Origin of the sequence: Morganella sp. GD04133 (assembly GCF_029835375.1) — a bacterium.
Classification (GTDB): Bacteria; Pseudomonadota; Gammaproteobacteria; order Enterobacterales; family Enterobacteriaceae; genus Morganella; species Morganella morganii_B.
Genome location: NZ_JAODZS010000054.1, coordinates 1 through 19,602, shown reverse-complemented (window position 1 = coordinate 19,602; position 19,602 = coordinate 1). Strand labels below are relative to the sequence as shown.

The 19,602-nt window shown below is 51.1% G+C and carries 22 protein-coding genes; 11 read left to right on the top strand and 11 right to left on the bottom strand.

The window, feature by feature from the left end:
* From N7387_RS19695 to N7387_RS19670, 6 genes are all read left to right on the top strand, one after another.
* Window positions 1-307: hypothetical protein (locus tag N7387_RS19695; RefSeq protein ID WP_279800752.1), on the top strand; the 307-nt coding region annotated here is incomplete at its 5' end.
* Complete coding sequence (locus N7387_RS19690; protein ID WP_279800751.1) at window positions 304-582, top strand: hypothetical protein; 279 nt, start codon at window positions 304-306, stop codon at window positions 580-582. The genes N7387_RS19695 and N7387_RS19690, both read left to right, overlap by 4 nt.
* A 267-nt stretch (window positions 583-849) precedes the next feature.
* A complete protein-coding gene (locus N7387_RS19685) occupies window positions 850-1,293 on the top strand; it encodes a phage protein NinX family protein (RefSeq protein ID WP_279800750.1) in 444 nt (147 codons plus the stop codon).
* 221 nt (window positions 1,294-1,514) lie between these two features.
* Window positions 1,515-2,114, top strand: coding sequence for an MT-A70 family methyltransferase (locus N7387_RS19680; protein ID WP_279800749.1), 600 nt, complete (start codon window positions 1,515-1,517; stop codon window positions 2,112-2,114).
* A gap of 204 nt (window positions 2,115-2,318) precedes the next feature.
* Window positions 2,319-2,567, top strand: coding sequence for an excisionase family protein (gene xisR, locus N7387_RS19675; protein ID WP_279800748.1), 249 nt, complete (start codon window positions 2,319-2,321; stop codon window positions 2,565-2,567).
* A 12-nt stretch (window positions 2,568-2,579) separates the two neighbouring features.
* On the top strand, window positions 2,580-3,866 hold the full coding sequence (locus tag N7387_RS19670; protein ID WP_279800747.1) for a DUF3596 domain-containing protein: 1,287 nt from the start codon (window positions 2,580-2,582) through the stop codon (window positions 3,864-3,866).
* 23 nt (window positions 3,867-3,889) lie between these two features.
* On the opposite strand, the gene N7387_RS19665 is transcribed toward N7387_RS19670, so the two are convergent.
* From N7387_RS19665 to N7387_RS19650, 4 genes are read right to left on the bottom strand one after another with little or no spacing between them, the layout of a single operon-like run.
* Complete coding sequence (locus N7387_RS19665; protein ID WP_024473000.1) at window positions 3,890-4,336, bottom strand: YcgN family cysteine cluster protein; 447 nt, start codon at window positions 4,334-4,336, stop codon at window positions 3,890-3,892.
* A gap of 35 nt (window positions 4,337-4,371) precedes the next feature.
* Window positions 4,372-5,028: a fumarylacetoacetate hydrolase family protein gene (locus N7387_RS19660; RefSeq protein ID WP_072867894.1), complete on the bottom strand. Its 657-nt coding sequence runs from the start codon at window positions 5,026-5,028 to the stop codon at window positions 4,372-4,374.
* Window positions 5,029-5,062: 34 nt separating this feature from the next.
* Window positions 5,063-6,157: a lytic murein transglycosylase gene (locus N7387_RS19655; protein WP_279800746.1), complete on the bottom strand. Its 1,095-nt coding sequence runs from the start codon at window positions 6,155-6,157 to the stop codon at window positions 5,063-5,065.
* Window positions 6,158-6,194: 37 nt separating this feature from the next.
* Window positions 6,195-6,479, bottom strand: coding sequence for a YcgL domain-containing protein (locus N7387_RS19650; protein ID WP_262859222.1), 285 nt, complete (start codon window positions 6,477-6,479; stop codon window positions 6,195-6,197).
* Window positions 6,480-6,640: 161 nt separating this feature from the next.
* Between N7387_RS19650 and minC the strand changes: the two genes are divergently transcribed.
* The 3 genes from minC to minE are packed head-to-tail and all read left to right on the top strand — an operon-like array spanning window position 6,641 to window position 8,483.
* A complete protein-coding gene (gene minC, locus N7387_RS19645; RefSeq protein WP_262859223.1) occupies window positions 6,641-7,357 on the top strand; it encodes a septum site-determining protein MinC in 717 nt (238 codons plus the stop codon).
* A 22-nt stretch (window positions 7,358-7,379) separates the two neighbouring features.
* Complete coding sequence (gene minD, locus N7387_RS19640) at window positions 7,380-8,192, top strand: septum site-determining protein MinD (protein ID WP_279800745.1); 813 nt, start codon at window positions 7,380-7,382, stop codon at window positions 8,190-8,192.
* Window positions 8,193-8,195: 3 nt separating this feature from the next.
* A complete protein-coding gene (gene minE / locus N7387_RS19635) occupies window positions 8,196-8,483 on the top strand; it encodes a cell division topological specificity factor MinE (RefSeq protein WP_024472998.1) in 288 nt (95 codons plus the stop codon).
* Window positions 8,484-8,537: 54 nt separating this feature from the next.
* Here the strand turns inward: minE and rnd are convergent, their stop codons facing one another.
* The 5 genes from rnd to N7387_RS19610 all read right to left on the bottom strand — a co-directional run bounded on the left by rnd (window position 8,538) and on the right by N7387_RS19610 (window position 15,213).
* On the bottom strand, window positions 8,538-9,683 hold the full coding sequence (gene rnd / locus N7387_RS19630) for a ribonuclease D (RefSeq protein WP_279800744.1): 1,146 nt from the start codon (window positions 9,681-9,683) through the stop codon (window positions 8,538-8,540).
* Between the two features lie 146 nt (window positions 9,684-9,829).
* A complete protein-coding gene (fadD, locus tag N7387_RS19625; RefSeq protein ID WP_262859226.1) occupies window positions 9,830-11,521 on the bottom strand; it encodes a long-chain-fatty-acid--CoA ligase FadD in 1,692 nt (563 codons plus the stop codon).
* A 304-nt stretch (window positions 11,522-11,825) separates the two neighbouring features.
* Window positions 11,826-12,416 carry a Slp family lipoprotein gene (locus N7387_RS19620; RefSeq protein ID WP_279800743.1) on the bottom strand — a complete coding sequence of 197 codons (591 nt, stop codon included), beginning with the start codon at window positions 12,414-12,416 and terminating at the stop codon, window positions 11,826-11,828.
* A gap of 85 nt (window positions 12,417-12,501) precedes the next feature.
* Window positions 12,502-13,203 carry a tRNA (adenosine(37)-N6)-threonylcarbamoyltransferase complex dimerization subunit type 1 TsaB gene (gene tsaB, locus N7387_RS19615; protein ID WP_279800742.1) on the bottom strand — a complete coding sequence of 234 codons (702 nt, stop codon included), beginning with the start codon at window positions 13,201-13,203 and terminating at the stop codon, window positions 12,502-12,504.
* An 84-nt stretch (window positions 13,204-13,287) separates the two neighbouring features.
* Window positions 13,288-15,213, bottom strand: a complete 1,926-nt coding sequence (locus N7387_RS19610; protein ID WP_279800741.1) for an ATP-dependent DNA helicase — start codon at window positions 15,211-15,213, stop codon at window positions 13,288-13,290.
* A gap of 100 nt (window positions 15,214-15,313) precedes the next feature.
* On the opposite strand from N7387_RS19610, the gene N7387_RS19605 reads away from it, so the two are divergent.
* Complete coding sequence (locus N7387_RS19605) at window positions 15,314-15,658, top strand: RidA family protein (protein ID WP_279800740.1); 345 nt, start codon at window positions 15,314-15,316, stop codon at window positions 15,656-15,658.
* Window positions 15,659-15,825: 167 nt separating this feature from the next.
* Here the strand turns inward: N7387_RS19605 and lsrK are convergent, their stop codons facing one another.
* Together lsrK and lsrR are read right to left on the bottom strand one after the other, a co-directional pair.
* Entirely contained in the window at window positions 15,826-17,421 is a 1,596-nt protein-coding gene (gene lsrK / locus N7387_RS19600; RefSeq protein WP_004237500.1) for an autoinducer-2 kinase, read from the bottom strand.
* Between the two features lie 85 nt (window positions 17,422-17,506).
* On the bottom strand, window positions 17,507-18,457 hold the full coding sequence (gene lsrR / locus N7387_RS19595; protein WP_186848317.1) for a transcriptional regulator LsrR: 951 nt from the start codon (window positions 18,455-18,457) through the stop codon (window positions 17,507-17,509).
* Window positions 18,458-18,766: 309 nt separating this feature from the next.
* Here lsrR and N7387_RS19590 point away from each other — a divergent pair.
* The coding region (locus N7387_RS19590; RefSeq protein WP_279800739.1) for an ATP-binding cassette domain-containing protein at window positions 18,767-19,602 on the top strand (836 nt) is incomplete at its 3' end.

Sequence of the window (19,602 nt, the reverse complement as noted above, 5' to 3'; positions counted from 1 at the left end):
TTCAGGAGGGGTGATGGACAGTAATAATATAGAATTTTTACAGCCAGAAGATTTAAATAATCTGAAAAGGTTCAATGAAACTTGCGAAGATAGCCAGCCTTATGATGTGCCAAAAGAAAAAATGCAGCGTCTGGCTGAATTGGGGGTCGTTCGTCGCCACAGTAAAAGTTATTACAGCATTACCAGTTTTGGTATGTATGTTTTAAGTCAAAATAATGAATTAATTAAATTGCCACTTAAAACCGAATCTGACTATTACGCAGACTTTACATTTAGCATGGCGAATAAAATTAGAGGGTCATCATGATGGATATATCACGTAAGCAGTTTGAGGAATACATTAAATTGCATACCGACCCAGCAGAGATGGAGCGGAAATTAAAAACTGCGAATAACGGATTAAATTATGCTGACCGGGATATTGATTTAATGTGGATTAGCTGGCAGGCATCGCGCAGCACATTAAAGCCTGTCGGATATTTATCAGCTACTGCGTCAGTATGTTTAAGGCGAGGAAAGCAGACAATTATCACCCCCGCAGATGAAGGCAATTGCACCCCACTCTATCGCTTAGATAAATAAATCATGACCATAATCGGATTTGTATTACTACTGGTAATGCACGGCTCTGCTGTGCCTGTTACCGATGATATTTATACGCTCGAAGAATGTGAGAGCCGCATAGTGCAGATGACGACTGTGCGGAATGTTGAATTATTGTGTGCGGAGGTGGTGAGGTGAATAGAGATGAAGCATTTAAAGCGTTATTAGACGGTAAAAAAGTAACTCACAAATATTTTACTAAAAGTGAATATCTGCACATGGTTCGCGGGGTTATAACTGGAGAGGATGGCGTTAATCTTCATTCTCATTTTTTCAACACTGATTTCATGTCAGATGGATTCAGAATTTACATTGGTGAAGACAATGAACAAATATCGTGACAAATCAGACTTTGAGATTAATAAAGCTGTGGCTGTTGCCATAGGAGCAAAGCCATTTCCGCCTGAACGAACTGAATTCAAGCAATGTGAAATACCTGGGCTTGAAAACGCAATCATCGTAAAAATTACCGGTGTGAAAACGGGGCCATTCGCCCCCTGCAACAACCCGGCGGACGCAATGCCGATTGTTTTTGAGAATGAGATATGCATGAATTATATCGATAAGGATATTGGCTGGGGTGCGCGTCATTTTGATGAAGAAAAAGGCGAGCTAGAAATTTACGATAAAAATTATTACCGCGCCGCTATGATTTGTTTCCTGATGATGAAAGAGGCGGAGAATGAATAAAGAACAACAGTTGTTTAAATGCTGCTCATGTAAAAGTGAATTTGAGCGCGACATCATCACAATACGCGGGTCTACTCATATTTGTTTTTCGTGTGTGAGGATAATGGATAATGAAGTGCGCAGGTTTATGCGCAACAATAAAAATCCAGACAGGAAATTATACCCCGATAGTGTCGGCTCAATGCTTTCGGGTTATATGGAATATAAGTTGAGGTGACGATGTGAAAAAGTATGACTTAATTCTCGCAGACCCACCCTGGCAATATAATAACAAATCCTCCAACGGCGCAGCAGACAACCACTACAACACCACCGATTTTTATTCCCTCACCCGCTTACCCATCGAAAAAATAGCCTCTGACAACTCCGTACTCTGTATGTGGTACACGGGTAACTTTGTCCGTGAGGCTTACGAACTGGCTGAAGCGTGGGGGTTTAGGGTGCGTACCGGCTTCGGGTTCGTGTGGGTGAAGCTGAACAAAAACGCTGCCGGCCGTATTGATGCGAAACCGCCAGAAGATATGTTCGACTTCATGGACACGCTGAACGCAGAGACGCGCATCAATGGCGGCAACTATACCCGCGCCAATGCTGAGGTATGCCTGATTGCCACTCGCGGCGCAGGACTGGAACGGAAGTCAGCCAGCGTCCGTCAGATAGTGTATTCCTGCCTCGGTGAGCACAGCGAGAAACCGAAGGAAGTTCATCACCGGCTGGAAGAGTTATACGGCGATGTCCCGCGCATTGAACTGTTTGCCAGGGAGAAATACGGTGAATGGGATGTGTATGGGGATCAGGTGCCGGGAAGTATTGAGTTATGACACCACAGGAAGCAGAGAATGGACGCAGGTGAATAGCAAGGGATTGCCTGGCTGAGTTAATCAGCCTCAGCGACAAATCAGACCCGCAGATAGCCGCAGTACTCGACAAATACACACCGAAATTTAAGCCACTCAATAACCGCAAATTCAGCGCAAAAATGATGCTGGGTCATTACGTGCGTAAGTTACAGAAGGAGATGAAGGATGGGTAATGTTATTATTTTACAGGCAAATAAGTGGGTTGCAGAGGATATTCTGATGCTTCTTACGGGCCTGAGCAAATCAGCAATAACATCTGCAAGGAAAAAGTCATGGTTTGAGGGTCGTGAGTATCGTCACTATTCTGCTGACTGTAACCCCAAAGATAACAGCCCTATTATGTATAATCGTTTTGCTGTAGATGAATGGGTGGAACGGCAGAACATGGCTGTTCCGCGTGGCAACAAAGGCTGATTAGGAATTAAAATGGCAAAATACCCTACTGGTGTTGAGGCTCACGGAGAGAGCCTGCGGATCTGGTTTATGTATAACGGGCGCAGGCACAGAGAAAACCTCAGTGTACCTGACACATTGAAAAACAGAAAAATGGCTGGTGAGTTGAGGACTTCGGTCTGCTTTGCGATAAAAATGGGAACATTTGACTATGCTCAGCAATTCCCGAACTCATCAACAATTAACCATAAATCTGCGCAAGGGAGGGAAATAATAATTACTGAGCTTGCAGAGAAATGGCTTGATTTAAAATCAACAGAAATAACCAAAAACTCCATGAACAGGTACACGTCCTATATTGATATTTGTATATTTTTAATTGGCGCGTCACGAAATATATCTTCAGTTTTGTATGAGGATATTATCTCTCTGAGAAAACTACTTCTTACCGGAAATCAGATATGCGGTACAAATCAAAAAAACAGGAGTAATAAAAAAGGCAGGTCAGTGAAAACCGTTAATGTTTATCTGAGTTGCTTTAAAGCCATGATGGAATTTGCAGTTAACTGCGGCTATCTGCAATCATCCCCTTTCACCGGCATCAAGCCACTGAAGCATGATAAGACAGCCCCTGACCCGCTGACCCGCGAAGAATTTGCCAGGTTTGTTTCCTGTTGTTCCTGTGAGCAGATCCGCAATCTCTGGATTTTGGCTGTCAGTACCGGTATGCGGCACGGGGAGCTATGTGCGCTGAGCTGGGAAGATATTGATACCCGAAACTGGACGATAACAGTACGCAGAAACCTGCCTATTAAAGACCACTTCACCCCACCGAAAACAACCAGCGGTATCCGGACAATTGCTCTTACGATTCCGGCTATCAATGCACTTAAGTCACAGATGCTTTATACGAAGATGAATCGTCCTGTTGAGGTGGATGTCCATCTGAGAGAGTACGGTAAGGTCAGAAAGGATCAGTGCTCATTTGTGTTCAAGCCACAGCAGAGCAGTAATAACGGCACCGGAGGTGAGTGGTATGCTCCGGGGTCATTCGGCACCACCTGGAACAGCACACTGAAAAGAGCCGGTATCCGCCATCGCAAAGCGTATGAGTCCCGACATACATTTGCATGTTGGGCGCTCAGCGCAGGTGCTAACCCTAATTTTATTGCGGAGCAGATGGGGCACACATCCGCGCAAATGGTTTACACCGTTTATGGGAAATGGATGGCTGACAATAACAGTAGTCAGATAGACATTCTGAACGCTACTTTCACGCAAAATGCCCCATCCATGCCCCATGCAGTTAACGAACAATAGTGACTTACTTTAAAAACAATATGTTAGAACCCACCTTCAGGCTTATTCAGAATATGGTCTTCCCAGTTCTGTACCACGCTTTCGGTGACGGCGATATGGCGGACGGTAATCCCTTTCTGGTGCATCAGGGATTTGGATCCGCTGATTAGCGGGTGCCAGGGTAATAACGGTTTGCCTTCCATAACCAGGCGGTAAGCACAGGTCATCGGCAGCCAGGCGTCAAATGTCGGCAGGTTTTCCCGCGTCAGTTTGATACAGTCCGGTTCATAGCGGAAACGGTCTTCATAATGACGGCACTGACAGCTTTTTATATCCAGCTGATTGCAGGCCACATCGGTGAAATAGATTTCATCGGTGTCTGCATCCATCAGTTTCTGCAAACAGCATTGCCCGCAGCCATCACACAGTGATTCCCACTCTTCGTCACTCATTTCATCGAGGGTTTTCACCGTCCAGAATGGTTGAGACATGTTCTTTTTTCCTTTTACTTCGTGGCTGACCCGTTTCAGATAATCCGCGTGGTCAGCATGTGATCATTTACCGAGATTTTCAGCATATCGCCCGATACCAGCGGCCCGACCCCTTCCGGTGTGCCGGTCAGGATAATATCCCCCGGACGCAGCGTGAAATAACGGGACATATAGCTAATCAGCGGTATCACCGGCGTCAGCATTTCGCGGGTGTTTCCCTGCTGGCGCAATTCATTATTAACGGTCAGGCTCAGGGTGACATTCTGCGGATCCGGGAATTCATTGACCGGAATAAACCCGGACACCGGCGCAGAGCCGTCAAATGCCTTACTTTTTTCCCACGGCTGCCCCGCCGCCTTTAATTTCATCTGCACATCACGCAGTGTTAAATCCAGCGCGACACCAAACCCGGCAATCGCCCGGGCGCAGCGGTCTTCACTGGCCTGTTTCAGCGGAGCGCCGATAAGCACCGCCAATTCGGTTTCGTGATGCACTTCGCCGAACTCTTTCGGAATAGCGACCGGCTGGCGCAGATCGCACAGTGCCGTTTCAGGTTTAATAAAAAGAAGGGGTTCTGCGGATGCCTGTGATTTCATCTCCGCAACATGCTTTGCATAATTCAGCCCCACACATACCACTTTCCCGACCGGAAAATCGAGGAGAGCGCCCTGCCAGTCACGATGCTGATACATAGTCTTACCCCTTTACTTTATTATTCTGATGACATCAGCGGATTTCCGCACCGACATTATCCGCCATCAGTGAAACACTGAGTGCGAAGAAATACGAGCGGTTCCAGTGCATGATGGTGATAAAGTTCTGTGTGACCAGATACACCCGCGCCTGCTTATCTTCCGGGACGACTAACCACATCGGGGTCGATTCCGGCAGATTGGCCTGTGCCGGGAGTGTCACCCCCAGCGCTTTCCACTGTGCCAGTGTTTTGCTCTGGTTTTTCTTTGTTCCCTCAATGCTGCGATCAAAGCCTGCGGGAACAGAGACTTCATATCCCCACGGCAGCGCTTTTACCCAACCTTCTGTGGCCAGATAATTGGCGGTGGAGGCAAATACATCCGCTTTGTTATTCCAGATATCCACCACACCGTCACCGTCACCATCCACGGCATAGGTCAGATAACTGGTCGGCATAAACTGGTTTTGCCCCATGGCACCGGCCCAGGAGCCTTTCAGCTGCTGATCTGCCGGGATATGGCCCTGGTCGATAATCTGTAACGCGGCGATAAACTGCTTAACAAACATCTCTTCACGGCGGCCTTCATACGCCAGGGTTGCCAGAGCAGAAATGACATCCTCTTTGCCCTGATAACGGCCAAAACCGCTTTCCAGCCCCCACAGAGAGACAATATACTCCTCCGGCACACCGTAACGCTGACTGATACCGGCCAGCAGCGCCGCATTGGCATCATGCTGTTTTACTGCAGCACTGACTGCGCCTTTGGTCACGCGGCGGGAGAGATAATCATCCAGCGTGACTTTTTTCTCCGGCTGGTTTTTATCAGACGTTATAACACGTTCGATAAAATGAAAATTCTCAAAAGCGCGGGTCAGTGTGGATTCTTTAATACCCTCCTGACGCGCCATCGCTTTCAGTTGTTCAGCATAGGCCGGAAATTGTTCTGCTGTCCGTGAGTCAGCCGGAAATTCCCGCTGTAAATCCGCCACTGACAACCGTACTGCGGCGGTCTGCTGTGCTGCCGGGGTATCTGCCAGTAATTTTGCCGGTAATACCGGCGTCTGAGATGCACTGCATGCCGTCAGCGAGGCCGTAATAATCACGGCGCTTAATAATGTCAGGCGCATAGCGATATCCTTTCTGGTTATTTCGCGGGGATTATTATTAGGATTTATCCTGAATGTTCAGTGTATCCCGGTATTCTGATAACAGATCTTCCACCGGTGGCGGGAACTGCAGATAATAACCGGCAGCCGTCAGTTCCTGTTTCACTTTTTCAATATCCGCATTGGCCAGTTTATCGCGGTTTGCAAGGTTAATCAGCATGCTGAAGACGGGCTTGCCGAAACTTTTCAGCAATTCCTCCGGGACACGGGAAAAATCATCTTTCTTTTCGATGAACAAATAGGTTTGATCGCGGTTCGGACTTCTGTAAATTGCACACAACATTGGAATTATCCCGTTTAAATCAAATCGTGACTTGCCAGTAAATGGCACTAACTATAACATGCTATTGTTTTTGATAATATCGTTACCCGGCATTGCGTCGCAGCAATGCACATTTTATATATGGCTGAATAGCGGGCCGCTAATTACACTGAGTCGGACAGATGTCACCATCGCCAATTGACCTTAAAGGCAGTAACTTCACACTTTCGGTTCTTCATCTGAATAATGAGGATCCTCAGATTATTGAACAGGCTGTGCGCGAAAAAGTCAGCCAGGCGCCTGCCTTTTTCCGGAATGCCCCTGTTGTGCTGAATGTCAGCCAGATTTCAGCCGGTGCGAACCTGAAAATTATCTGTCGTGCCGTGACCGATGCCGGTTTGCGGATTGTCGGGGTCAGTGGCTGTCAGGATGAGAAAATGCGCAAAGCAGCCACCCGTAACGGGCTTCCGCTGCTCAATGAAGGCAAAAGTGCCCGCACTGCTGAACCGGATATACCGGAACCTGAAGCACCGTCAGTGTCTTCCCCTGCCGCCGCAGACTCCCCCTGCCGGAAAACCCGGCTGATTAATGTGCCTGTCCGTTCCGGCCAGCGCATTTATGCCCCGAACAGTGACCTTATCGTGACCGCCAATGTCAGTGCGGGCGCAGAACTCATTGCGGACGGTAATATTCATATTTACGGGCTGATGCGCGGACGTGTGTTAGCCGGTGCGGCAGGTGATACGGAAAGCGGGATTTTTTGCACCCACCTGCATGCGGAACTGGTTTCTATCGCCGGGCAATACTGGCTGAGTGAGCAAATCCCGGGCGAATTCGCCGGGAAAGCGGCCAAACTCAGTCTGGTTAATAATGAACTCACTATCAACAATCTCATATAGACCTTTAACAAGGAATAATTCCATGGCACGCATTTTAGTTGTTACTTCAGGTAAAGGTGGCGTAGGCAAAACCACTTCCAGCGCGGCCATAGCGACCGGCCTTGCCCAGAAAGGAAAGAAAACCGTAGTGATCGATTTTGATATCGGTCTGCGTAACCTTGACTTAATCATGGGGTGTGAGCGTCGCGTCGTGTATGACTTCGTGAACGTTATTCAGGGCGATGCCACATTGAATCAGGCGCTTATCAAAGATAAGCGGACTGATAATTTATTTATTCTGCCGGCATCACAGACCCGCGATAAAGATGCACTGACCCGCGAAGGCGTGGAGAAAGTGCTGAATGAATTAGGTGAAATGGACTTTGATTTTATCATCTGTGACTCCCCGGCAGGGATTGAGAGCGGCGCACTGATGGCGCTCTATTTTGCTGATGAAGCCATTATTACCACCAACCCTGAAGTTTCATCTGTCCGCGACTCTGACCGTATTCTCGGGATCCTGTCCTCCAAATCCCACCGTGCGGAACAGGGGCTGGAGCCGATTACAGAGCATCTGCTGCTTACCCGTTACAACCCGGGCCGTGTCAGTCGTGGTGATATGCTGAGTATGGAAGATGTGCTGGAAATCCTGTGCATCCCGCTTATCGGTGTGATTCCGGAGGATCAGTCTGTTCTGCGTTCATCCAACCAGGGTGAGCCGGTGATTCTGGATCAGGAATCTGATGCCGGTAAGGCTTATGACGATACTGTCGCCCGTATTCTGGGTGAAGATCGTCCTTTCCGTTTCATTGAGGAAGAGAAAAAAGGTTTCTTAAAACGCTTATTCGGGGGGTAAACCATGGCGCTGTTAGATTTCTTCCTGTCGAGAAAAAAACCGACAGCTAATATTGCAAAAGAACGTTTGCAAATCATTGTTGCAGAGCGTCGCCGCGGTGAGTCTGAACCGAATTACCTTCCGGATCTGAAACGCGATTTACTGGCCGTTATCTGTAAGTATGTTCAGGTCGATCCGGAAATGCTGTCTGTCCAGTTTGAGCAGAAAGGTGATGATATCTCTGTTCTTGAACTGAACGTTACGCTGCCTGAAGGCGATGAGGGCACAAAAAAAGACGAGACGGTAAAATAGTACCGTTACTGTCACTGATAACACGGCGGGTTACCCCGCCGTATTTTTTTATGTTTATTCCCCGGAGACAGCACCTGCCTCAATTCCGGCAACCACCTCTGCCAGTGCAGTTTCCAGCAACGGCTTGCGCCAGCCGCTCAGCAGTTCCGGCTCTTCGGGTGTATTTTTGAATCCCCACACTTTATTCAGATACTGGTTAATCTGACGGCGTGATGCCAGCAGTTCCGGACTGAATTGTTCCGCTTCACTCAGCTCAGTAATGCGTGCTTTTATCGCCTTAAAGGTTTTGCGGTATAACGGATGATCGGACACATTTTCCACCGGTGCCGGATAGTCAGCGTTATCCTGCGCACGACTTTCTTCCGTTAACGCCAGCAGGCGTCTGCCGTGACAACGGATTTCCTGCCCGGTCAGCCCCAGTCCGTCCAGCTCACCCAGTGACGTTGGCATATAGCGCGCCACTTTCCACAGGTGTTCTTCGCGCACCACAAAATTGACAGCCATATCACGCTGACGCGCCTGTTCCAGCCGCCATTGCGCCAGTTTCTGTAAACAGGCCAGTTGCTGCGGACGCAGTTGCGCGGCACCGCTGAAATCGCGGTAGGCTTCCGCCGGGTCGGTCTGGGTAATACGGCGCTGCGCCATCATGGCACACTCTTCTTCCGCTGACGCCAGGTAACCGGCATCACGGACTTTTTCAGTCAGCTTTTCCGCCAGCGGCAACAGGTAATACACATCCGCCGCTGCATATTCACACTGTTTTTCTGTCAGCGGACGTGCCAGCCAGTCAGTCCGGGATTCACTTTTATCCAGGGTAACGCCGAGATAGGTTTCCACCAGGGTGGCAAACCCGCAGGAGAGCGGATGCCCGGTAAAAGCAGCCAGTACCTGGGTATCCACCAGCGGCTGCGGCACACATTCCATGCTGTTGAAAAAGACTTCGATATCTTCACTGCCCGCATGAAGATATTTGATCATCTCCGGTGCAGTCAGTAAGGTTTTCAGCGGTGTCCAGTCAGTGATCCCCAGCGGATCGACCAGTGCGAGATGCTCCCCGTCATAAAGCTGAACCAGACCGAGATGCGGATAGTAGGTCCGGATCCGGACAAATTCAGTGTCCAGAGCAAGATAAGGTTTGCCGGTAACCTGTTCACAATAGGCGGCAAGATGTGTATCGCTGGTAATCAACTGATAATTCAAAACAACTTCTCTTAGTCTTTAACGACGTGGTTAAGTGATGTGATACAGAATAATTCAATAGATCAGGGTATTTCAATCAATAGTCATAACAGAACAGATAAACGCCGGTTTTTACCGGCGTTATTATTCTGCGGCCTGATACGGTGTCATGCAACCGGCTGAACATCCGTTTTGTGCTTTTCCTCTTCGCGCAGTTCGCGGCGCAGAATTTTACCGACATTCGATTTCGGTAATTCATCACGAAACTCAATGATTTTCGGGACTTTATAACCGGTCAGATAACGGCGGCAATGCAGACGCAAATCATCTTCCGTCAGTGACTGATCCTTGCGGACGACAAAAATTTTCACTGCTTCACCGGAACTGTCACTTTCCACACCGATAGCCGCACACTCCAGCACTGCCGGATGCAGCATGACCGCATCCTCAACTTCATTCGGGTAAACATTGAAACCGGACACCAGAATCATGTCTTTCTTACGATCAACAATATGCAGGAAACCGCTATCATCAAACTGCGCGATATCTCCGGTGGCAACCCAGCCATCTTTCAGCACTTCGGCAGTGGCATCCGGGCGGTTCCAGTACCCTTTCATCACCTGCGGACCACGAACCCACATTTCCCCCGGCTGACCGTCCGGCACCTCAGCGCCGTCATCATCCAGCAGACGGATCTCCGTGGACGGTACCGGAAAACCAATACTGCCGCTGTAGCTTTTCAGGTTATGCGGGTTACCGGCGACCAGCGGTGAGCATTCGGTCAGTCCGTAGCCTTCCAGCAGGTGTTTTCCGGTCAGTTTTTCCCAGTTTTCCGCCACCGCTTTCTGCACCGGCATACCGCCGCCGACAGAAAGATTCAGGGTGGAGAAATCAAGTTTGTGAAATTCCGGATTGTTGATCCAGGCATTAAACAGTGTGTTTACCCCGGTAATGGCCGTGAACGGGTATTTGCCCAGTTCTTTAATCGTCCCGCTGACATCACGCGGGTTAGTGATAAGCAGATTACGACCGCCGATTTCAATAAACAGCAGGCAATTCACCGTCAGGGCAAATACATGATACAGCGGCAGTGCAGTGACAATCAGCTCTTTGCCGACCTTCAGCTCCGGAATATAGGCTGCGCGCGCCTGCTCGAGGTTTGCCAGCATATTACGGTGAGTCAGCATCGCGCCTTTGGCCACCCCGGTGGTACCGCCGGTATATTGCAGAAATGCCAGGTCTTCGCGGTGAATTTCCGGTTTGACATACTGCATGCGGTAACCCTGATGGATAGCACGGCGGAATGAAATCGCGTCCGGCAGGTTATATTTCGGCACCAGACGCTTGATATATTTGACCACAAAATCCACCAGCGTGGCTTTCGGACGGGAAAGCTGATCCCCCATACGGGTCAGGATCACATGACGGATTGGTGTGTTATAAACGATTTTTTCGAGGGTGTGTGCAAAATTGGAAACAATCACAATCGCGGCACAGCCGCTGTCATTTAACTGATGTTCTAACTCTCTTGGTGTATAGAGGGGATTGACATTCACCACCACCATCCCTGCCCGTAAAATCCCGAACAGCGCTATCGGATATTGCAGTAAATTCGGCATCATCAGCGCGATGCGATCCCCTTTTTTCAGCCCCAGCCCGTTTTGCAGGTAAGCGGCAAATGCACGGCTTCGCTCTTCCAGTTTCCGGTAGGTCATCACCTCGCCCATATTGATAAAGGCAGGCTGGTCCGCAAAGCGCGATACCGCATTCTCCAGCATCTCTGCCATTGAGGCATAGGTGTCAGGATTGATATCTGCCGGGACATCTTCCGGATAGTGTTTAAGCCAGACTCTTTCCAAGGTTTTACTCCTGATTATTGCTGCTCATCTCATGACCCGCCGGCATTAACAAATTATTTACATAAACAAAGTATTTACATAAAACGGCGTTTTCGGATAATTTTTCTGTTTCAGGTTGAGAGTCACATCACTAATTTATTTTATAACGCCAGATAATAATCGAGGCGGCAAATGCCGCCTCTTAATTTATTCACTGTAATACGCTGAGGATAATCATTCCTGCTTATCGTCGCGGGCGGGATTATACACTCAAATTCGCATCTATGCTGAACTTTAAGGTTACTATACCTGCCAATCCGCGCGATTAAGGGACTAAATAATCCTGCACCACTGCCGGTCCCGGCGGATAGTACCAGCCGCCGCCATAGTAGCCGCCGCCGTAATACCCGTTATGCCAGCGCCACGGATCCGGCCCGTACACCGGCGGCGGCATAATCACCTGCCGTGCCTGGTGCCAGCGCTGGAAGCCGGTGACATCAATGACCGGGAAAGTATAAGGAACATCACCGATCTTACCGGCTTGCGTGCCATTCATCAGCCCGATGACCGTGACATACTGGTTACGGAAGTTATCCGGCTCCATAAAGCTGTTGATCCGGGCATACATCCGGCCGGTGATAGTTGAACCGAGGAATGGCGCACCGGTACTGTCAAGCGGCATCACTGCGATTTCCAGCTGTGTCATATCGGGCTGATTCTGCACGCTGAGCACCCGCCCGCCGAAACGCGCCTCCATTCCTTTATAGGCCTGCGGCGCTTTCTGAACGGCCTGAAAATCCGTCAGCATCGTGGTGCCGCTGCCTTTAATAGACTCCGGGATTGTGGCGCAGCCGGTCAGCGCCAGAGATATAATCACAACACCATACTTCAGACTGCTCCGTATGCGATTCATCATGATATGAGCTCCTGTGACGGATAGTATTCATTTATTGTGGCTGATGATTGCCGGTTCAACAATTGACGCAGGCTATTTTTTTACGTTATTCCCGGCCGGGTAATTTCTTCCAGGTCACTTCGTTGCGCAGATACACCGGCTCCGCCGATTCAGGGGCAGACGTTTCCCCGCGGCGCAGTGCATTCAGTGCAGGCGGCAGCATATCCTGTGCATGCGGCAGCGTAATTTCTGTCATTTGTGTGCTGAGGGGCAGCGTTTCCTGCATCTGCGGATATGCGGCCCAGCCGGTACCGGCCAGTCCCCATTCGCCGGTGAGTGCGGCACAGCGCGTGACAAAATCTGCCGGTTTCAGCACCGCTTCCGCCAGTTCCTGCCGGAAGATGCCCTGCTCATCACGGACATACGCTGCGCAGTACACTTCATCCATCCGGGCATCAATGGCAACCAGCACACGGGAAAGCCCGGTGGTACGGAAAACCCCTTCCGCCATGGTTTCCAGTGATGAAACACCGATCATCGGCAGTTCAGCGCCCAGCGCCAGGCCCTGCGCGATCCCGACACCAATCCGCACACCGGTAAAGCTGCCCGGCCCCTGACCAAAGGCCAGCGCATCAAGATCACGAAGAGTGAGATTCTGCTGTGCCAGCACCGCCTGCACCATCGGCAGAATGCGCTGTGTGTGTTCGCGGGGGGTGACGGCAAAATCGGCGGTGATCTCACCATTGTTGTAAAGTGCAACAGAACAGGCTTCTGTTGCTGTATCTAAGGCTAAAATTCGGCTGGACATGCCATAACTCCGGCAAATAAATAAGGTTTATGGTAACAAAAAAATCATAGTAACAGTGACTTTTATTGCGAAACTGATTCAGTGTTATTCCGCTGTACGGCGCTGTGACTGCCGTGCTGCCAGAAATTCCGTGGCTTTGGTCAGTGAACGGGTCCGTGGTGACGGCGGCAGACTTTTCAGGAAGATTTCCCCGTAAGGCCGCATGACAATCCGGTTATCGCAAATCACAATCACGCCGTAATCCTCCGTATCACGGATAAGCCGCCCGACCCCCTGTTTAAGGCTGATCACCGCATCCGGGATCTGGACATCACGGAACGGATCGCCACCGCGCACCTGGCAATCTTCCATGCGGGCTTTCAGCAGCGGGTCATCCGGTGCGGTAAACGGCAGTTTGTCGATGATGACACAGGTCAGTGCATCACCGCGCACATCCACCCCTTCCCAGAAACTGGCGGTAGCCACCAGCAAGGCATTACCGGAGGAGACAAAATCACGGAGCAGCTGTGTTTTACTGGTTTCTCCCTGCACCAGTACCGGCAGTGTCAGTGACTGGCGGAATTCGGCGGCAAGATCGCGCATCATCTGGTGTGAAGTGCATAAAAAGAAACAGCGGCCACGGTTATGGTTGATCAGCGGGCGCAGTTGTTCCGCCAGCTGTTTTGCCGCACCGTACTGATTCGGGGACGGCAGAAAACGCGGCACACAGAGCAGCGTCTGCTCCTGATAATTAAACGGACTCGGCAGGATCAGGGTTTCTGCGTTATCCAGCCCGAGGCGGCGGGTAAAATGGTGCAGATCATCATTCACCGACAGTGTCGCGGATGTAAACACCCACGCCATTTCCTGATTACTCATCATTTCGCGAAATTTATCTTCCACGGTCAGTGGTGTCAGTGCCAGCAGGAAATGACGGCCATAGCTTTCAAACCAGTAACTGTAACCGGGGATGGAAACGTCTTTCAGCCGTTTGAGACGATTACGGTACAGGGTCGCCCGTTCAAACGCCGCATCCAGCATGGCAGAGCGGCCGAGAGAGAGTTTCATCACGTCATAACAAAGTTCCAGCGCATCATCGAGCAATGTGAGTGCCCGCTGAAACTGCGGCTGAGCCAGCAATTCGCGCAGATTCCCGCGAAAACCGGTATCACCGAGTGCCAGCCGGAAATCCTGCACACTCATGGTCAGGCGATCCGCACATTTCTGTAACTGCGCCTGGTCGCGCAGCTCGCTGCGGTAAGCTAATGTGATATCGCGGGTGAGATCAAATAACTGACGGCTGCTGAGCTGCTGACCGAAATACTGACTGGCAATATCCGGGATCTGATGCGCCTCATCGAAAATAATCACATCCGCCTCGGGGATAAGCTCCCCGAAACCGGTGTCTTTCACCACGCGATCCGCCATAAACAGATGATGGTTAACCACCACCACATCCGCTTCCAGTGCCTTGCGCCGGGCTTTCAGTACAAAACAGTCTTTATACTGCGGACAGTCGCTGCCGAGGCAGTTATCGTTGGTACTGGTGATCAGCGGCCAGACCGGGCTGTCTTCCGGAATATCGTGACAGGTAGTGATATCCCCCAGCTCCGTCGCCGTCGCCCAGCGCCGTGCCGCCACTATCTGCGTGAGGGTTTCCGGCTCCATATTAATATCGCCGAGGGTCTGCTGCTCCAGCCGTTCCAGACAGAGATAGTTCGAGCGCCCTTTGAGCAGCGCCACCCTGCCGTCATAATCCAGTGCCTGAATAATGGTGGGGAGATCGCGGTTATAGAGCTGATCCTGCAACGCTTTCGAGCCGGTGGAAATAATGGTTTTCTTTCCGGCACGCAGCGCGGGCACCAGATAGGCAAAAGTTTTGCCGGTTCCGGTCCCGGCTTCCGCCACCAGTTGTCCCTGCGTTTCAATTATCCGGCTGATCGCTGCCGACATGGTGACCTGGGCTTCCCTCGGCTGAAAACCGGGAATGACACGGGCTAAGCGGCCGTTTTTTGCAAAATCGTCTGACACGCGCGTTCTCTTCTGACAAAATAGGCGCTAATTATGCCAAGGGTTGAGCATTAGCACCACCTTGCCGTGTAAGAAACTGGATATATTTACAGGAGAGAGAATGACAATTCAGCGAATTGATCCGGAAGACCGCTGGTCTGAAGCGGTTGTACACAACAACACCGTTTATTACACCAGTGTTCCGGAAAATCTGAGCGGCGATATTACTGCCCAGACCACCAGTGCCCTGCACGCGATCGATAAAATTCTGGCCCGCGCCGGTTCAGATAAAAGCAAAATCCTCGATGCGACCATTTTTCTGGCAGACAAAGCTGATTTTGCCGGTATGAATACCGCCTGGGATGCATGGGTCGCAAAAGGCAGTGCCCCTGTGCGCTGCACCGTGGAAGCCGCGCTGATGCACCCGGATTATAAAGTCGAAATCAAAGTGATTGCCGCAGTCTGAGTGTTGAGAAAAGCACTGCCGCTCAGGTACTGAGCCGGTAACGGGCAAAGGAAACGAAAAGCATGCGAGCCATGGATGGCGAGCCTGAGCGTACAGGGACTGTATTCACAGCGACTTTTCGTTTTTGCCCGTTAACGGCACTCCCCGGGGCCTGATTATACCGCCGGTTATTTCAACCCCGGTGCCTTCCACATCGATGTTGTCAGGCCGGAATCCACCAGCGAAAGCTGATCCGCATACACCTTCTGCCAGTTCTGTTTGGCTTTATCATAAACCTCACGGTGCGCCGGATTTGGCTGATACTCATGCTGCCACTGCACCAGACGCTCACCCGCCGTCACCATATCATCATATAACCCGACACCCGCTCCGGCGGCGATCGCACACCCCAGTGCTGTGGCTTCTTTAACAACCGGTACCCGTACCGGCACCCCGGTAACATCCGCCAGGATCTGGCTCCAGAGTTTGCCTTTCGAACCACCACCGGCGAATACCAGTGAATCCGCTTTCACACCACTGAATTTTGCAATCAGATCGAGGTTCAGGGAGGAAACAATCGCGGCGTTTTCCTCCAGTGCGCGGAACAGCGAGGCTTTGTTACTCTTTTCCGCATCAATGGAGAGGTTGATAAAAGAAGGTGCAGCGTGATACCAGGATTTAAACCGCATCACATCGGAGAAAATCGGCATAATACCGTGGGAACCGGCGGGAACACGGGCAGCCATATCTTCCAGTAACGAATAAGTATCCACGCCGAGACGTTCCGCGATAATTTTTTCTTCCGCGCAAAATGCATCACGGAACCAGCGCATCGTCAGGCCGGTAAAGAAACTGATGGATTCTGCCTGTACCATCCCCGGGATCACATGCGGGTTAATGCGGGTATTCATATCCGGATCGGTGACCGGTGCAGGTAAATTCACCACCTGCTGCCAGAACGTCCCGCCGAGCACCGCAGTTTGTCCCGCTCTGACCACACCCAGCCCGAGGCAGCCCAACTGGACATCCCCGCCGCCCATCACCACCGGCGTGCCTTCCGCCAGACCGGATTCTTTCGCGGCATTCGCTGTGATATAGCCCAGTACGGTACCGGTTTCTTTAACCGGAGAGAGTATATCCGCCCGCAGCCCGGCCATTTCCAGCAGTCCCGGCCGCCAGTCACGGGTTTTCAGATCCAGCATCCCGGTGGTGCCGGCGTTGGAGGGATCGACGGCAAGCTCGCCGGTCAGTTTGCAGGCCAGCCAGTCGCTGATCATGGTGAGTGTGCCCGCCTGCCGGTAGATATCCGGCCGGTGATGTGCCAGCCACAACAGACGCGGCATGGCACCGAGGGCTAAGGTCTGACCGGAGCACTGATAAACATCATATTCAAAAGTATTATCGTACAGTTCTTTTAATTCACTGACTTCATGGCTTGAGCGCGCGTCCACGTTGGCGCAGGCCCAGATCGGTTCGCCGTTGCGATCATACAGTACAATGCCTTCACGCATCGAACAGGCCGCCACCCCGGCAATCGCCGAAGCAGGCAAACCGGCATTTTTCAGCGCCAGCGCAATACAGTGGCACGCCAGCTGCCAGTTCACCGGCAGATCAAACTCCATCGAGCCCGGTACATCCGGCAGCTCATTATGACGCCACTCCGCCTGTCCGACCGCCACCTGATTACCGTGAAGATCAAAAATAACAGCTCTGATACTGCCTGTTCCCGCATCCAGCGCCATCAGGTATTTTTCTGATGAGCCGCTGCCCGTAATCTGATTCATGTCGCCATCCTCACAAATTCAATTGGACTGATACCGTTACACCATGAAATACAGCGTGATTTTCGTCTGCGGGACAGTCAGTGCATCAGGTTAATAATGTCAGCATTACCCGCGCCGTCTGCTCGTCTGTCACCAGGGAGTTGATATAGCCCCCCAGCAGTGCCGCCACAATCACCTCGGCTTTTTCCTCACCGCCCGCCACTCCGACCACCGTCGGAATATTTTTCAGTTCTGCGGGGGTGATGCCGATAAGTTCGCGATGCATCTCCACGTCTTCTGTCAGTTCCCCTTCGCGCCCGATAAAGTAGCCGAGGATATCCCCGACCGCCCCGCGCCGTGCCAGCATCAGCTGTTCGCCGCTGCTGATATAGCCGGAACGCATAATGGTCGCGTCCTGTTTCTGATTCACCGCCCCCAGGCCGACCACCGCGATATCCGCTGCGCTGGCTGCCATCAGTACATCCTGCACGCTGCGTTCCTGACGGAATGTCGCGGCTACTGAGGCATTCGATGCCCGCAGCGGTGCCGGAATAATGCTGACCGGACAGTTGGCATCAAGCTGACCGATACCGGTCATGTATTGCCCGACGCCGCCGGAGAGTGTCACCAGACGGATTTGCTGCGAAGAGACAAACCCGCTCAGATGCTGCAATGTCGCCATTGCCGCTTCCCCGAACCCGACGGCCAGTAACTGACCGGGCGAAAGCTGTGACATCAGCAGATGTGCACCGGCTACGCCGAGACGGGTGTGGATCTCCGGGCCGTTCAGTGCCGGGAGAATGCGAATTTGTTTTAACGAAAATCTTTTTTTCAGAATATCTTCAAGTTCAAGGCAGCCTTCAAACCGGGAGTTTATCTGCACCCGGATGACGCCGGACTGACGTCCTTTTTCGAGCAAACGCGAAACTTTCAGCCGTGTCAGACCGAGCAGATCCCCGATATCTCCCTGTGTGAGACCATCGTGGTAATAAAACCAGGCAATACGGGCCAATAACTCTTCTTCATTCATACTAAGTCCTGATGCGTCATAGTCCATCGAAGAAACGGGGCTTACCGGGGCTGCTTTCGTGTTTTTTGAAACTGTTGTCATGTGAACTTTTGTTTTCCGTTTTTACAGATAAGCACCTTTTACAGAAATCTGCCAGAGGTGCGGGCCAAAATTTTGAACAAATTCTAACGCAGATCTGATTTTTTCACAAAATATGGTCGAAATATTGTCTTATTTGATTTTTATGGCTTACATTTATGAACAAATGTGTTTATAAATTATAAATGTTCATTTTATTGATGTTTTCTTAATCACATAACATCCGGCAGCAATACCCATAACACCAGAGGTGCCGTTATGTCAGAGAAGCAACACCCGATTCAGCCGCTGCTCACCGCCCGCGGAATAGCCAAACAGTTCTCCGGTGTGATTGTCCTCAAACACATCGATTTCACACTGTTGCCGGGACAGGTTCATGCGCTGCTGGGCGGCAACGGCGCGGGAAAGTCCACGCTGATGAAAATTATTGCAGGGATTGAACAGCCGGACGCCGGCACCCTGATGCTGGAAGGTCAGGAGATATCGCACCTGACCCCGGCGAAAGCTCATCAGCTCGGACTGTATCTGGTTCCGCAGGAGCCGCTGCTGTTCCCTAACCTGTCTGTACAGGAAAACATTCTGTTCCGACTGCCGAAACATCAGGCGGGCAAAGCCAAATTACAGCAGATGCTGACATCACTGCGCTGCAATTTTGATCTTAGTGCGCGGGCGGGCAGCCTGAATGTGGCGGATCAGCAGCTGGTGGAGATCATGCGCGGGCTGATGCGTGATTCCCGCATCCTTATTCTTGATGAACCGACAGCGTCCCTGACCCCCGCCGAAACCGAACGCCTGTTTGAGCGGGTGCGGGAATTACAGCAGCAGGGTGTCGGGATTGTCTTTATTTCTCATAAACTGCCGGAAATACATGCCATTGCCGATTATCTGAGTGTGATGCGTGACGGTAATATCGCGCTGGCCGGTCCGGCAAAACAGTTTTCCACTGATGAAATTATTCAGGCCATCACACCTGAAGCGAAGAAAAAGCCGCTGTCAGAGACGCAGAAGCTCTGGCTGGATCTGTCCGCCACCCGTAACAGTCCGCAGGATGATACACCGGTGCTGGATGTCCGTAATGCGTGCGGCGAAGGATT

Bases quoted from the DNA above. Each gene is read 5' to 3' on its own strand.
- minD (WP_279800745.1), top strand. From the start codon at position 7,380: ATGGCACGCATTTTAGTTGTTACTTCAGGTAAAGGTGGCGTAGGCAAA.
- N7387_RS19685 (WP_279800750.1), top strand. From the start codon at position 850: ATGGCGTTAATCTTCATTCTCATTTTTTCAACACTGATTTCATGTCAG.
- lsrK (WP_004237500.1), bottom strand. From the start codon at position 17,421: ATGAATCAGATTACGGGCAGCGGCTCATCAGAAAAATACCTGATGGCG.
- minC (WP_262859223.1), top strand. From the start codon at position 6,641: ATGTCACCATCGCCAATTGACCTTAAAGGCAGTAACTTCACACTTTCG.
- N7387_RS19660 (WP_072867894.1), bottom strand. From the start codon at position 5,028: ATGTATCAGCATCGTGACTGGCAGGGCGCTCTCCTCGATTTTCCGGTC.
- N7387_RS19620 (WP_279800743.1), bottom strand. From the start codon at position 12,416: ATGATGAATCGCATACGGAGCAGTCTGAAGTATGGTGTTGTGATTATA.
- N7387_RS19650 (WP_262859222.1), bottom strand. From the start codon at position 6,479: ATGTTGTGTGCAATTTACAGAAGTCCGAACCGCGATCAAACCTATTTG.
- lsrR (WP_186848317.1), bottom strand. From the start codon at position 18,457: ATGGACTATGACGCATCAGGACTTAGTATGAATGAAGAAGAGTTATTG.
- N7387_RS19605 (WP_279800740.1), top strand. From the start codon at position 15,314: ATGACAATTCAGCGAATTGATCCGGAAGACCGCTGGTCTGAAGCGGTT.
- tsaB (WP_279800742.1), bottom strand. From the start codon at position 13,203: ATGTCCAGCCGAATTTTAGCCTTAGATACAGCAACAGAAGCCTGTTCT.
- N7387_RS19690 (WP_279800751.1), top strand. From the start codon at position 304: ATGATGGATATATCACGTAAGCAGTTTGAGGAATACATTAAATTGCAT.
- N7387_RS19665 (WP_024473000.1), bottom strand. From the start codon at position 4,336: ATGTCTCAACCATTCTGGACGGTGAAAACCCTCGATGAAATGAGTGAC.
- N7387_RS19655 (WP_279800746.1), bottom strand. From the start codon at position 6,157: ATGCGCCTGACATTATTAAGCGCCGTGATTATTACGGCCTCGCTGACG.
- xisR (WP_279800748.1), top strand. From the start codon at position 2,319: ATGGGTAATGTTATTATTTTACAGGCAAATAAGTGGGTTGCAGAGGAT.
- minE (WP_024472998.1), top strand. From the start codon at position 8,196: ATGGCGCTGTTAGATTTCTTCCTGTCGAGAAAAAAACCGACAGCTAAT.
- N7387_RS19670 (WP_279800747.1), top strand. From the start codon at position 2,580: ATGGCAAAATACCCTACTGGTGTTGAGGCTCACGGAGAGAGCCTGCGG.